10 protein-coding genes are annotated in these 15,624 nt (G+C 33.4%); 3 read left to right on the forward strand and 7 right to left on the reverse strand.

The window, feature by feature from the left end; translation table 11 throughout:
- Positions 1-232: 232 nt before the first annotated feature.
- The 3 genes from ADF75_RS02420 (at position 233) to ADF75_RS02430 (ending at position 3,725) form a co-directional block, all read left to right on the forward strand.
- The gene (locus ADF75_RS02420; RefSeq protein ID WP_048789012.1) at positions 233-2,242 is read left to right on the forward strand and encodes a DUF1430 domain-containing protein; all 2,010 of its coding nucleotides are present in this window, start codon (positions 233-235) and stop codon (positions 2,240-2,242) included.
- Position 2,243: 1 nt separating this feature from the next.
- The gene (locus tag ADF75_RS02425; protein WP_048789013.1) at positions 2,244-2,870 is read left to right on the forward strand and encodes a putative bacteriocin export ABC transporter; all 627 of its coding nucleotides are present in this window, start codon (positions 2,244-2,246) and stop codon (positions 2,868-2,870) included.
- A 213-nt stretch (positions 2,871-3,083) separates the two neighbouring features.
- Entirely contained in the window at positions 3,084-3,725 is a 642-nt protein-coding gene (locus tag ADF75_RS02430; protein WP_048789014.1) for a hypothetical protein, read from the forward strand.
- Between the two features lie 85 nt (positions 3,726-3,810).
- On the opposite strand, the gene xerS is transcribed toward ADF75_RS02430, so the two are convergent.
- The 7 genes from xerS to ADF75_RS02465 all read right to left on the reverse strand — a co-directional run bounded on the left by xerS (position 3,811) and on the right by ADF75_RS02465 (position 15,605).
- Positions 3,811-4,881: a tyrosine recombinase XerS gene (gene xerS, locus ADF75_RS02435; protein ID WP_048789015.1), complete on the reverse strand. Its 1,071-nt coding sequence runs from the start codon at positions 4,879-4,881 to the stop codon at positions 3,811-3,813.
- A 339-nt stretch (positions 4,882-5,220) separates the two neighbouring features.
- Entirely contained in the window at positions 5,221-7,923 is a 2,703-nt protein-coding gene (locus tag ADF75_RS10120; protein ID WP_048789016.1) for a zinc-ribbon domain-containing protein, read from the reverse strand.
- 9 nt (positions 7,924-7,932) lie between these two features.
- A complete protein-coding gene (locus tag ADF75_RS02445) occupies positions 7,933-8,658 on the reverse strand; it encodes a hypothetical protein (protein WP_048789017.1) in 726 nt (241 codons plus the stop codon).
- The gene (locus ADF75_RS02450; protein ID WP_048789018.1) at positions 8,651-10,312 is read right to left on the reverse strand and encodes a hypothetical protein; all 1,662 of its coding nucleotides are present in this window, start codon (positions 10,310-10,312) and stop codon (positions 8,651-8,653) included. Before ADF75_RS02450 ends, ADF75_RS02445 begins: the two co-directional genes overlap by 8 nt.
- Positions 10,309-12,162 carry a hypothetical protein gene (locus tag ADF75_RS02455; protein ID WP_048789019.1) on the reverse strand — a complete coding sequence of 618 codons (1,854 nt, stop codon included), beginning with the start codon at positions 12,160-12,162 and terminating at the stop codon, positions 10,309-10,311. Before ADF75_RS02455 ends, ADF75_RS02450 begins: the two co-directional genes overlap by 4 nt.
- Positions 12,163-12,174: 12 nt before the next feature.
- The gene (locus tag ADF75_RS02460) at positions 12,175-13,434 is read right to left on the reverse strand and encodes a site-specific integrase (protein WP_037600646.1); all 1,260 of its coding nucleotides are present in this window, start codon (positions 13,432-13,434) and stop codon (positions 12,175-12,177) included.
- Positions 13,435-13,922: 488 nt separating this feature from the next.
- On the reverse strand, positions 13,923-15,605 hold the full coding sequence (locus ADF75_RS02465) for an ABC transporter ATP-binding protein (RefSeq protein ID WP_046165602.1): 1,683 nt from the start codon (positions 15,603-15,605) through the stop codon (positions 13,923-13,925).
- Between the last annotated feature and the right edge of the window lie 19 nt (positions 15,606-15,624).

Below are 15,624 nucleotides of genomic sequence, written 5' to 3' on the forward strand. Positions count from 1 at the left end.
AATCCAAAGACAATTGAGAGGCTAGGACTTTTGTCCCAGCCTTTTTTTTGAAACTAGTTTCACATAAAAATTATTGTTTTACTAAGGATTTTGTAGTATAGTAAAGGTGGAAAAGTGTATTCGCTTACAAAGAATATAACTGTAATTTGTAAAACTCAGTAATTATTAAACAACGAAATTAATTGACTAGCTAGGTATTACTTTCCTTTTCTGCTTTAGAAAGTGTGATGATATGAAACGTGTCTTTATTATTTTATCAAACCTTTTCATCTCTAGCTTTTTGATTTGGATTGCCTTTATTTCTCCAAATACGGTTATCCACCGCAGTCTTCCGGTAGTAGGTGTGGTAAGACAAGATAAGAGCGTCACATATGAAGAGTTATCTTCCAGTTTAGACCGCTTGGCAAGGGAAAATCATAGTATAATTGCTAGTCAGATACAAAGAACAGATTCTAAGGGTCAGGTTGTTTTCACCTATGATATCTACGGAGAGGGAAAACTTCCTCTTGGGATTAAAAGAGAGAAGAAAGAACTGGCTGCCAAAGAAAGCCTGCTAACGAATTATTATGTATTAACAGGTGAATTGGAAACTGAAAAGCTGGATCAAACGCTTCATACTCTTGGTTTCTCACAAACTTTTATAGTGAAACCAAATCCTCTGCAGACCTTTATTGCCTTTTTTGGCTCAGGTTCACAATCACTTGCCTTAGTCATTTTTATCATTAGTTTTAGCTCTTTTACGATTATTCAAAAAACACAAGAAATGAGAAGTGCTGGGATTCGATATATTTCAGGGATGAGACGCTTGCAACTTTTCGGACATTCTCTAAAAGATGATAGTATAGAGTTGCTTTTGGGATGTATTGGCGCAAGTATAATGGGTGCTGTTCTGATTTATTGCTTTCAATTGACACCTTTTTCCTATTCCCTCGTCATTTCCAGTAGTATTATTTACAATGGGATTTTACTAATTTTGTCTGTTTTCTTATCCTTCCTCTTTGCATATAGTATTCAAACAATGCATTTAGTCCCCCTTTTAAAAGGGAAGGTTCCATTGAAGCGCATATTGGTTTTCCTCTTTATTTGTCAATTTCTCGCTGTGGCATTAATTGGCCTTGCGATTCATCGAATCAGTATTTATGGATCAGTCTGGCAAACTCACCAAGAGGGAAGTGAGGCTTGGTTAAAACAGTCGAATTGGGTCCAAATTAGTACAAGTCGGGAGGATTTTTCACAGAAAACAAACAAAGAGACGCAAATTGAGGACAGAGCAAAATGGTCTAAGCTCATCGAGTCTGGTATTGAAAATGGTGGTCTTTTAGCTTATCATAATCTCGTATCTTTTAGTTCAAAAGGAGTTATGACGGATCCTAGTACAGGTAAAGAGTTTTCCATCACAGATTACGATCCACTTGCACGAACTCTTTATGTAACTCCAAATTACCTCGAAATCCAAGGTGTACCAGTTTCTCATGAAGTAAAAGATCACTTAAATCACTTACAAGCAGGAGAATTTGGTCTCTTGCTTCCGGAAAAATTAAAAGGTCGAGAAGAGGAGATAATTAAACGATATGAAGATTATCTATCTCCTCGAGATGATCAAGGAAATATCACCTTATCAATGAAGGCGCAGGTAACGTATATTCCGAATCATCAAAAACGCTTTATCTACAACAACACACCAATCAGCTATAAACAATTCTTTACAGATCCTGTTTTAGTGGTTATTCAACCTGAAAGTTTTGGAGGCTATGAGAATCCATATTTCACCCAACTAAATTCCTACCTTTATTTTAATGGGCTTCAAAATAGTAAAAAGCTAGTCGCTGAGTATAATCTTGAAAAAAGTGTTAGTCAGTACGACTATGCAGTGGACGTTTACCAGCAAATGGCCCAATTCATCCAAATAGAAAATCTCATGATAATTGCAGGAGGAGTCTTTGGTATAGCAACCTCTGTTCTTCTTTTTAACACTATGAATTTCCTATATTTTGAAGAGTTTAGAAAACAAATCTTCTTGAAGAAGATTGCAGGTCTGGGATTTGTAAACATTCACCAAACGATTTTGCTCTCAGAAAGTGTCCTCTTACTATTAGGAAGCTTCCTGGTATTCATTCTCACTTCGGAATGGTGGATTGCTCTTGTCACTCTCATTCTATTTATTACTAATGCTTGGTTCATTCTTCTGTATCGGTCTCATAAAGAAGACCACTTGTTAGCCACTGTACTGAAAGGAGCCTAATATGATTAGCATAGAACATTTAACCAAATCATTTGGCCAACGAACGGTCTTTCAAGATTTGAGCTTGCAATTTACAGAAGGTAAGGTCTATGCTCTGATCGGAAATAGTGGGTGTGGTAAAACAACCTTGCTCAATATCTTGGCGAAGATAGAGCCTTATGAAGAAGGGAGTATAAGCTATCAAGGGCAAGAACTGAAACAAATCAAACAGCATCACTTCTTTAAGCGTGAATTAGGTTATCTCTTCCAAAACTTTGGCCTACTTGAAAACGAGACTATCGCTACAAATTTAGATTTGGGATTGATTGGGCAAAAATTAACGAAAAAAGAGAAGAAGCAGCAAGAGGAAGAAGTGCTCAAAAAAGTAGGATTGGCTTACCTTGCTCTGGATCAAAAGATTTATGAATTATCGGGGGGAGAGGCGCAACGTGTCGCATTAGCTAAAGTCATTTTAAAAGATCCACCTTTAATTTTGGCAGATGAACTAACTGCAGCACTGGATCCAGAAACCTCACAAGAGGTGATGGACTTGCTCTTAATGTTAAAGAATCAAGAGCGTATAATCATTATCGCAACCCATAATCCAGTAATTTGGGAAAAAGCTGACGAAGTGGTAAAACTCAACTAGTCCATGACTGAAGAATGGTTTGATTTTCTACATTATCTTTTATAGCTAGCTATTCATGAGGTATAGGCTGATGAAGAAAAAGGATCATGTCAAACAAAAATTTTTAAGTTTTATCATCAAAAGTTAGTTCATGACACGGCTTCTTTTCTTGATATTCAAAAATAATGAGAGTAGAATATAGAGGAAATCTGAACAAAAAGGGGATCATATTCGATGATGAAAATTCCAGTTGAAAATCTCGGTTTATTTGAACAGTTAGATCGTATAGTAGTGGCTTTTTTTAGCAAGCAACAACCTTCAAGTCCATATGATTTGAATATCAGTATTACACAAGAACACCTTGACCGGAAAAAGCAAGAGCTAGAACCATTAGGCTATCAAGCTGTCCAACTACCATTAGGAATGGCTTTAGATAATATCATCCAGCAACCTCATTATCAAAATTTAATCCTTGGCGGACTTGCTCCCGACGAAATTATCGTCAGCAAAGAAGAATTAATGCCTTTGAAAGATATTGTGGACAGTTTTTGTATTATGTACGCTGCTGCGAATAACAGACTGGAAAATAGTAAGGCTTATGAGTTAATGAAAGATAAGACGGTTTATTTTATTGGTAAACTATTTACAGATTTTCCAAAAGCCGGTGATGAAATTGCTTATTTAGGAATTGATCGAATAGCGAGCGATGGTACTCCATATGAAGCAGTTAAATGTTTTCTAACGGAAGAGAGTGCAGAGAAGTACAATGGTGAAAAAAGACCGGTCACCCCTGCAAACTTGGCCTATCTTAAATCATTCTGGGGAAAACCAGTCATTATTGAGCCACACAGAAATTATTGGATCGAATTTTTATAGAAAGAATTAAAGAGCGTAAGATTCCATAAAAAATCCTACGCTCTTTTTCTAATGCCAAAATATTACATAATTTATATTATGTATCTTATAAACTATCCAAGGCATTTTTCTGTTCGTCATTAACGATATGCGTATACAAGTCCGTTACCTGTGTGCTAGCATGTCCCAGCTGGTGGCTGACCAAAACTTGGGATTTGGTAGCATCATAGAGACGGGTTGCAAGAGTATGGCGCAGTTTGTGGGGGGTTACGCGGACTTTAAAGTCTTCTGAATACTTGGCCACCATCTTTTCAACACTAGAAGCATCAATCCGGTTTGGAACCCCTCGATACAAGGTTAAGAAGAGGGCTGTATCGGTTTTTTCTGTCTTATAACGTTTGTCACGAATAGCGAGATATTGTTCTAAATAAGGTTTAGCAAAGGCAGCAACATTGACTGAGTCTCGTTTTCCACCTTTTCGAGTAACGTCAATCACCATCATTTTGAGATTGAGATCTCGAAGATCCAGGTTAACTGCCTCAGAGAGACGGACACCAGAGGCAAGTAGGAGTGCGATAATGGCTAAATCACGCTCTTTATTCTTATTAAAGGAAGATAAGGCGCGATTGGAGAGTGTTTGAGGGTATTCCTGATCGATATAGTTAAGGAAACCTTCTGTTTCATCCCCTAAAAAGAGCTTTTGCTTGATATTTTCAGCTCGCGCAGCCAAGGTTTCTTTCTTTTTCTTGGTAGCAACCTTCTTCATGACATTGCGGTAGAAATAAGGTTCACCTTGTTCATTTTCAACCTCCTCAGTCAAATACTTATACAGACTAGAAAGTGCAGAAAGTGTACGATTAATGGTAGTTTGGGAAACCCCATTTTTCGTCGTATTGGCATTGAGAAGAGGACGTTCACGTAAGTAAAGGATAAAGGATTCCATGTCTTTCTTGGTCATGTGCTCCAGAACCTCTAAAGGGATATCAGCCATGGTGTCAGCATCTGATATACCAGATTCCAAGACCCAGGTGAAAAATCGATCGTATTCCTTTAAGTATTCATATAAGGTCGTAAAACTATATGGAACGGCTAGTTTTGATTGGTAATATTCTAAGACGTACCAAGGCATGACTTGTTTGAGTTTATCGATCCGTTCTAATAAGATCTCGCGTTTCATGTTTTTCTCCAAATCTTTCTATACTAGTAGTATAGCATAGCCAGATATATTTTTCAAGAAAATTATAGTTTTTCGGAAAGATGTTATAGGGTTTATATAGGACTCTTTTGTATCTCTTTCTATACTAGATTTTTAACATAACCAAAAATTTTTTTTAAGCCAATTATACTCAATTATGTACTTTATTTAAGTGAACACTGGAAATTTTTAAAACTATTCATCTTCTGTATAATGTACTTTATTTAAGTGAAAACTAAAAATTTTTCAAATGTACATTTTGATACTAAAAAACACTTTAAACCATTAAATTGATATTAAAGTGTTTTTAGATTGTTTAATTTATTGATTTACAAACTGAACAAAATGTTCTTGTTTTCTTCTTAAACCTTTACAGATTTTACACGTTATTAAGTTACGTTTTTCATATTTGATTTTTTCATTGATTTTAAACTTATACCGATGATTTGGTTCATCTTTACAAATCCACCACACAATTTTATTACTTTTCTCATTAATTTCTGTTGGATTTGCTAAAAGAATATTATTCAGATAATCCCATTCGTTTAACAAATAGTCATGAGTTGTTGCAAGGTCGTTTAAACCTTTTAATACTTCATTGTTTTGACAATAAGGACAACAAGATATGTTCATTTGAATTTTTTTCTTAATCGTTTGCTGATATTCTCTGCTACATTCTGAACATCTCCACCATGCTTTATAATTTGAATTACACATTATAGAACTAGATTCCATGTCATTTAAAGTTGACCATTCCTTAATCAACCATGGGTGTGTGGTCGCAAGGTCGTTAAACCCTTTTAATACTTTATTGTTTTGACAATATGGACAAGAAGATTCTTTCTTTAGAATCTTTTTCTTAACTGTTTGCTGGTATTCTCCGCTACATTCAGAACATTTCCACCATGCACTATAATTTGAATTACTCATTATAGAACTAGAGTCCATGTCATTTAAAGTTGACCATTCCTTAATCAACCATGGATGTGTAGTCGCAAGGTCGTTAAAGCCTTTTAATATTTTTACTTTTCTACAGTAAGGACAAGATATTTTAGTAGTGAACTTATGACTAACAACCTGCTGGTATGTATTTGAACACACAGAACAGTTCCACCATGCTTTATAGCTTGATTTATTGGTTAAACAACTTAATTGTCGGTCATTCAAGCTTGACCATTCTTTTATTAAGTGAGGATGAGTTGTCGCAAGATCATTAATTCCTTTTATTAATTTTCTATTGGAACAATAAGGGCAACATTTATCGTCTTCAGCTCTATTAGAAATTTTTGCCTTATAGTTTCTGTGACATTTTCTACATATCCATTCAATTATATCGTTTGAATTAGAGAAAACATTATAAATGTCTCCGTTAATATTTTCTAGCCATTCTGATTTTAAAAATGGTTTTTTGTAACCCAATGATTCTTCAGGTTTAGGTATTTTTTTATTACAGTAAGGACAAATTTTCTTGAGTTCTTTATTGCTGATATTCGAAAATTTATCTAGAACAATACTTAGTTTTTCATTAAATTCTAAATTACAACAGTCGCACAACCATATACATTTTTTATTTTTAGCTTCTGACAGAGTTATTTCATCAAGTTGTTGGATATTTTTGTTACTCCAATAACTAGATAGTTCAGGGTGAATGTCAGATAGTGTATTATACCCCTTTAATGGTTGTTCATCATTACAATATGGACAGCTATCTATTACTTCTCTTCTTATTGGAATTGAACAAAGGTATTCGCCTTGACAAATAGAACAGTTCCACCAATATTTTTTTGTTTCAATATGACTTAGAGCTAAGTGAACAGAGATATTATTTTTTTTACTCCATTCTTTCCGTAACCTTGGCGAATTATAGAAAATATCATTATTAAAAATCAGTGTATTCCAATCACAGTTGTTAGGACATGTTTCAAAATTACTATTCTCTAAGTTGGTTCTAGATATCATTTCAACAGGGCTGCATTGAAACTGAATATTACAACAAGGGCATTTCCAATTTATACATTCAGAAGACTTATGCCAGTATTCAGAAATAGATTTATCATTACTTTTATCCCAAAATTTCTCTAAATATGGATGAGTTTCTTGTAAAGTATTATACCCTTTTAACATTTGTTTATCACTACAATATGGACAACCTTCTTGATGTCTTTTTACAACTGAGCATTCATATTCCCCATTGCATTTCATACATTTCCAAGTTGCTACTATATTAGACAAACAGTCAATCATATTTTTTTTAATATGATTTTTAACCAATTGGTCAAGAAGATGCTTATCTGTGTAGCTGAGAGGCTTTACATTCACTTTTATAGCTGTGTCAAAAGTTGCTTCGCATTTAGTACAATAAAATCCATTCCTCTTAATTCTTGAGATCAACTTATCTATTGATAAATCAAAAAAATGCTTGCATTTATCACATTTCCATTTTCTGGGAATTGTAACATTATCACTGAGAGTTAATTTTTCAAATTCCAACTCGTTATAACCGCCTGAAAGATATATTTTTCCGAGGTTAGGGTATGCTTTATAAAAAGGTACACAATGTTTATATTCGTTACAGCCTGCATGAACAACTTTTTTGTTTAATTTTTTTGTTAATAATCTAGAAGTATTGGCTACATCTTTCCAACCAACATGACAAGTGGGACATTTAAAATGAAATAATCTCTTTGAAGTAAAGGTTAAATTTTCAATTTCGTTTTGAATCGATTCTATATTCTCATAATGAAAGTTTATGTACTCAAGAAAGTTGGGAAACCTATCAGATATTGCGTTTTCTCCTTTTACAAGCACTTCTCCAAGGTCGCATACAGGACAGATTTTTGTATGATTTAGGACTTGCTTGTAAGATTTTGCTACACTTGCTTTCCATTCGTACGAACAGTTAGGGCATTTCCAGCTAACGTGTTTTTTACTAGTAATAGGGAGTTTTTCTATTTCTAATTTAATATTGCTATCAAAGTTCCAATATTTCAATAAAGCTGGAAAATCAGTGATGAAGTCTGACATTTTTTCCTCCTAATACTTAGTCTTATTATCCAGTAAGTTTTTGATTTCCAAAATCTTACTTTTGCCTGCTTTCTTCTCTTTATGAGTGTGCTTTTCAAAAGATATTTTTGTGTCTGAGGTGATAATATTTTCACTTAGATACTTCTTAGTTACAAGTTGCTGATCAGATTTTAATAAGCCTTCTTCTTTTAATAATTCATTTGCAATCCCAGGATACAAACTGGTTTTAAGAAGATTTCTTAACTTTTTGTTTTCCTCTAATAATTCTTTGTATAATGCTGTCTGCTCCTTAATTTCAGCATTCTTTTCATTAAGTTGTGCTACGTCATTTTTCAACTCTGAAACTCTTGTTTTAAGCTTATTTGCTTCTTCCTTATATTCTATTGCTGCATCAACAACTTTTTTATAATAATTGTTAAGTTCTATCAATGCTGATTTGATTGCTTTAGGGGTTCTATTGGTCATTAAGAAACGTTCTACATCTAGAGTTTTATACGTTATAACTGTTTGATAGGTGTCGTCCTCAAATAGTTCCAATTTATCATTAAGGGCTTGTCTAAATTCTTTGTTTCTTCTAATCGTTGTGTCTGCAACCTGCGGAAATCCGTTGCTTCTAAGGTAATTTCCAAACTGTGGAATTTTGAATAGTCTAGGATTATTCGAACAATGTTCCAGTAAATAATGTTCAAATAATAATAGCAATTCTTGATTATCAATATACTTCTTTCTAGCCATTTGAGAACTCCTGTAAGGATAAATGTTTATCAGTTAGATATTCTTGATAAGAACGACTAACTGTTTTAAGTTTTAATAATGCCTCACCAATATCTTCTATATTCCCCTTTCCTTGTCGAACTCTTTTTATAGCCTCATCTACAATTAAAGCTTCCTCGTCGATTGATTTCTTAAAGGATTTATCCATAGAGAAATAATCTTTTCCAGCTTTTCTGTAAAATGGACAACTAGTACAAGCACCAAGCTCTGCATGTGAGCTAATGACTTTAAGGCAGTCTGAATAATCACCTTCCGCAAATCGAGGTGAATAACATCTGCCCTTATTATCAAGAGGAACATAGTTTTTATTAATGGTGTATCTATGTTGAGTTTTACTTATAGCGTAAGACGTTTGAGAGTTTGTTAATTTACGATAAAGCTGATAGCTCCTACATTCAATAAACTGACTCAGATTTGAAAAATAATGTGAAGATGTTGTGACACTATCATGTCCAGCTAAGAGCATTGCTGTTACTGGACTAGCCCCTTCTGCTATCAGATTGATCATTGCAATGTGTCTAGTATCTCCAATATGAATGAAATTAATCTCATGATCGTCTAATTGATTTGGGGAATTGATATGATGTACAAAATACCCATACTGTTGAGATACAATCTCATTAAAGAAATATTTTAAAATTGTATTTAAGTTACTGTACGTCAAGAAACGGTTTTTAGTACCAGCAATACGTTTCCATTTCCGATAATGAGAGTCTGTCACAAATAGGGTATCTAACTGTGTAGATGATAAGTCTTTGGTTAGCTCTAAATAATTTAAAATCTCACTCGCAAGCTTAAATGGTACTTCGTAAGTTGTTAAATAATAATCCTCTGAAATTTTATGGGATACTCCCTTGTCTTTTCCTTTTAAGTTATTTCGTCTGAGAGTTAAGTAATATTTTCCGTCTTTTTCTGTGAGACAATTTCTCTGAGTGAGCAAAAACTCCCTTGGTCTAAGTGGTACTACTGCTGTTATTTGCCACCATAAGAAAAGAGGGTAGTAAAACAATCTTTCCTCATCTGATAATGATTTAACCCAATAGTCGTTTAAAATATCATTAAATAAAAAATAGGATTGAAATTGGGCTAACTTTCGCTGTTTTTTAGTGTTCAGTTGATAACTAACATTTAAAAGTTCATCTAGTTGCTCAATCAGTTGGGTTAATTCGTTACTCTCTAAACATGGTAGTGTAGAAAGAAAATCTATACATACTGAGGGGTTGGAAATCTTCATATTTGCTAACGAGAAGACTTCGTTCACTTTTATTTCTTTGACTAATTTTTTTATATCTCTTAAAAAGGCTTGGAGTGTGATTAAAACATGATGTTCCATAGATAGCACTATAAAACTCTTTAAGTAGGTGACAAAATCATCAAAAGATAATTGAAATACTTGTTCATAAAACCTTTTATATTGGAATTTATTCAAGTTAAAAATGAAGCTAACGTTAGAATATTCATTAGTTGTTGCCCATCTATTTTCTTCAAAATTGGTGGTTAGGATAATCCCTTTTTCAACATAGTCTTGAAAACATTCTTTTGCGCTCTCAATCATATTGTCATCAAACAGGACAATTTCATTTACTTTACGAAATAATTTTAATTGATTATTCAACTGACTAACTCCTTGATAATATCCTCATAATCAGATAATACAGCTTCGCCATACTGTTCTGATAATGCTTCTAACATTTCTGTAAGACATGGTTTAATCTGCTGCTCAAGAATGGCTCGAACCTTTCCTCGTTCAAGTTCATTCTTTAATTTTTGATATTGTTTATTGAGACGATTAAACTCACCAATTAACAAAAGTAAGGTAGATTTTGTTTGTAATTCATACTGGCAACCGACACAATGTTGACGGTCATCATAGGGGCATAGTTTCCCTAATGCAGACAAGAGACACATACTTTCTCCCTGCTTAGAGAAAGCCTCTCCGTTGCCAATTCGATGACAGATTGTCAGTAATTGTTCAGGTTCAACATTGTTTTCAACTAGAGTTTTTAAAGCTTGTTGCGAACGTAAATCTGCCCTAATACTCAGTTCTAACGTTTTTTCAATTTCTACTGGCGTTAAATCTAAACTTTTAATCATTTGAGTTTGTTGGCTTGGACTTAATTTTTTATACTTTCCTCTAGTTACAATGGTCAAGAGCATAGACGGAATCATGGATAATACGCCTCGTTCAAATAGCTCTTTTGCAACCATTTCAGGTTTTAGTTGTCCGAGTTGGGCATCTTTTAGATACGTTGTTGTAGTTTGTGCAAATTCATTAAAATCCCCTTTATGGCTACGAGCTAATGCTGCTAAAAAATAACCTTTAATATTCAGTTCTGACTTTTCTTCAAGAACATCATCTGCTAACATTGCGACAGATTGTAAGTAGGACTTGTTTGCAGAACGACTACTAAAGTTACGCTCTAAAAATAAATTTCCGATTTCCTCCCCCATATAACTAGTAATCTTTTCATAAGTTTTAATTTGTCTGATCAATGGATTTTCTGCATTGTATGGTATTTGAAGTTGGAAATGTGCCTCACAGATAGCCAATAACGTTCCAATAAGAACCTGACAACTTTCTGGGACATGAAACTTTAGCTGAGCAACATTAGAAGCGTTTTTGGTTTTATTAGGTGTTAAGTTTAAATAAGTCAATCTTGTTGTAATACTTAGTAAAGTCCTTCTAGCTTCACTACTGCTCCAAGTTCCATCTACTACTGCTTCTAAAACTTCTAATGGCTCTCTTGTTAATTTAGGATGTCCTAATCTTTCTAAGTCTGTTGATCTTAGTGCACAAATAAAATGCAATCCTAGATATAGCCATGTATCTGCATAATCCTTTGAATTTGCTGCTTTGCACAACATGTCATTTTTTATGATGTAGTCTTCGTTAAACAGGTAATACATTAATTCAAGGTATTCATCTAATTCATACGCTCCATTTGCACTCTCAATCGTGTAACGCTTCGTCATTTCAAAACTTACTCGATAACGAGTAACGCCTTTATTGAGTAGCCATTTAATAAATTGAATGAGGATATTGCCTTGTGACTTCGTAAGAACTTCTGTTGCTACTTCTACTAAGGTCTCTACTTCAGCATCACTATATAGAAACAAATCCTTTGTTAAGTAGTATGCTAAAAAATCAAGTAGATAGAAACGATTTGTTTCACTCAGCTTTTCTTCTTCAGCAAATTGAACGAATAATTCATTTGTAGAAGGGAATTTTTTTGAAAAGATTCCTTCCATACTCTTAATTCCAGGAGGTGTTGTTAGATAGTCTTTGATGTGATTTTTAAGAACTTCAGCATCTTTTTCCGTAATAGTATAATCATCAAGATTTATAGACACACCAAACCAATCATTGTCTAGTAAAAATCCACTGACTTTCTCACGGTGTTTTATTGTAGCATCACCTAACTCGACTAATATTCTTTCAAGATAACTTTTTAAATCTACTACCAACAGCTACTCCTTCTAGTGTTCACCAAATAATTTTTCTGCTTGCCAGTTCATATAATCAAAAACACCATTGTTCACCTGACCATACTGTTTTGCAATTTCTCCTTTATTTTGTAAATATACCCAAGCACTTTCTGGTGAATTGTCCCCTCTAGCGGACATCAGCTCACTAACTTCATTAACGCCTGACAACACTAATTGAGTGGTGTACCAGTGCCTAAAGATATGGGGTGAAATATTATTTTCTTGCAAGAGTTGACCAAAAAAGACAACCTCTGGGTCATCAGATTTAAGAAATATTGGGATCATTTCTTCGCGAATAATCTTACGAAATCGTTGATAGTACACATCGTATGATAATGCTTTACCCTGCTTGTTAAGGTTTAATGGACCAAAATCTTTCTCATACCTTTTACCCTCTAGATAACTCATATAGTCATTATAAGTGTCTAAAAAGACCTCCAAGAAGATATAAGGTACAGCTTGAAGTCTTTCCTTTTTAATTCGTCCAGTTGGCTTTAAATCACTTCTAAGGGGCATTTCTTTTCGCAGATCAATCTCAATCTTAAATACTTGATTATCACTTTGGTGAAATAAGATACCTGCTCCCAAAGGACTATCTTCACGTCTTACATTACATGCTTCTGATGGTCTCAAACCAACAAATGCTCCCAAAGCAACAACCATAAGTAAATCCTTGTGATATTGAGCAATGTGAGCAAAGAGCATTTCAAAGGCGCTGTTTGGCATATCTCTAAAAATTGACTTCTGTGCGTTGCTATCATCAACAAATATCTCAAAATTCAGTTCTTTCCGTTTAATGACTCTACCTCGTCTATTAGTGAATGTATTGATAGAATAAAGGTCTTCTGGCTTCAAATTAGCCTTTCCTTTTCGTTCATTCAAGTATAGAGTTAAAAAATCAAGAACTGCATTTACACATTTTTCGACTGTACTTTTCTTTCTATTTTTTCTATCTTCTGGAAGTTGTCCTAAACCATAAAGCATAAAAAACTCCTTGACCATTTCTAAAGTTAGTTGATCAAGATTGTTAACCCCAACTGTTCCGTAGATAAAATTCAAAAACTTAACAACGTATGAAAATCGTTTGTTTCCATCGTCTGAAATAGATTTAATCTTTGTGGCAGATTTTACATATCTATGAAAATCAGTGAATTGTAATGTACCATCATCATGTTTGAGTGCAATCAATTGCTTTGTAACGATATTATTATCACCTAGAATTAGCGAATGTTTATATACAACAAATCTCATGTTATCTCCTTGTTTATTATGACTGAAGGTTCTGACTGTGTTTTATGATGTCAATACACAAAAAAACGATCAAATCAGTACCATTTTCCTTTGTGCTCTAAACTGCATAAAGGGAATATCGATGAGTACTTTCATTGATCGTTATTATTATTTAAATTAATTCAATAATAAAAGTAACTTCATCTAAGTAATAAGAGCAATTTATTAGCTCAGCAACAACGATAACCACAGCAACTCCTTCTAAACGATGAAAGGAATATCCGCCGTGGCTATCTATTTACTTTTTTTCTTTTACTTCTGTAAGTTACTTTTGTTATTTTTACTTTTTCTGTATTATATCATATTTTGATTAAATTGTCATCTAAGAAAGTGATTTTAAAAAAACTGGAAATTTTTTCAATTGTATATTTTGACAATAAAAAACACTTTTATATCAATTTAATGATTTTAGAGCGTTTTATAAAATTATACTATAAAATGAAAGAGAATTACACACTCAACTCAAACAACTTATAAAACTCACCTCTCCTATCCATCAAATCACTGAAAGAACCATCTTCAACAATAACGCCATCTTTCATAAAGAGAATTCTATCGTATTTTTTCAAAATGTTCTCATTCAACTTGTGGGTTACTACAAGTGCAGTCAAATTTTTAATATCCAAGATTGAACTTTCAATTTCAGTAGTTACTTGATTATCCAAAGATGAAGTAGCCTCATCCAATAATAAGATTGGTGTTTTTCGAATCAAGGCGCGCGCAATACTAACTCTTTGTTTTTGTCCGCCAGATAAATTTGATCCATTCTCTCCACATAAAGCTTGTAGACCTAATTCATTTTCTAAAACATAACTTTCTAAACCTGACTGCTGTACAGCTTTCTTTATTTCCTCATCAGTGAAGGATTGATTAAGAGTAATATTTGCTCTTAAAGTATCATCAAAGATATAAATATCTTGCTGAACAATCGTCATCAAGTTATAAAGACTCTCTGCTGAAATAGCTTGTATATCTTGATTATCAATTGAAATATGTCCACTTGTTACATCATAAAAACGCAGCAATAGATTGAGCAAAGTTGATTTTCCACTCCCTGACATTCCTACAATTGCAATTTTTTCCCCTTTTTGAATCTTCAAAGATAAATGATTAAAAATTTTTTCTTCAGCATTAGGGTAAGAAAAGTCTATATTTGAAAAAGAAATGACATCATCGAAATATTCTTTCGTTTCACCAGTCTGAAGTCCAATTACATCTTTTACCTCAAATGCATTAAGTGTTGCTTGCCCTTCACGAAATTTACTCATTCCCATACCAATTTCATTTAGTGGCATTACTACAAAATTGACTAGTTGAACAATAGCTGTCACACTCCCAATTGTGGTAGAACCATTAAATACGAGGTACATCCCTCCACCAAAAGCTACCAAAAAAACAATCATCCCTGAAAGCTGTGAAATAACATTTGCTAAAACATCAAATTTTCCTTTTATAAAATATATCTCATCCAATTTTTCACTTTCATAACTATAATCCTCACAGATAGCATCTTTCACATTAAAACTTTTAATAACAAGAAATCCTGCTAAAATATCTTTAACCTTAGCTAAATACTTCTGATCTGCAATCATGGCACTCTTTTGAAGATAAGCTGATTTTTGTCCAATGAATCCAGAAATCATCATTGGAATAATGCTAGCAATGATAACCAATAAGGTCAAATACCAATTACCTATAAACATAGCTAGGAGCGAAAAAATCATTAAGGAAAGGTTTTTTGAAATATTAAAATACTGGTGTAGATAATCTTGCTCAATTTTCTTCATATTTTCGGTTAATACAGAAATAAATTTCCCTGATTTTTCTTTAGAAAAGTCTCTATAATCCCTATCTAAAATAGATTGGAACACCTTATTTTTGTATCTTGACATGATTTGCCTAACAAGTTTATTTTTCAATCGAAGAGATATAAAGTTGAGCCCTGCATATATGAGAATAACAATAGCTCCTACTAGTACCGCTTGAGTTAAGGCTTCTTTATTTTGAGACATGCCACTATCAATAATACCTTTAATAGAATAAGCAAAAGCAATATTAGTTAAAGGGACCAGTATATTAAATATCATGAAAGCATAAAAAGCCTTCTGATGGTTCTTTATCAATTGTTTCATCCTTAATCTACCTCATAAT

It is taken from the genome of Streptococcus sp. 1171_SSPC, assembly GCF_001069335.1.
GTDB lineage: Bacteria > Bacillota > Bacilli > Lactobacillales > Streptococcaceae > Streptococcus > Streptococcus xiaochunlingii.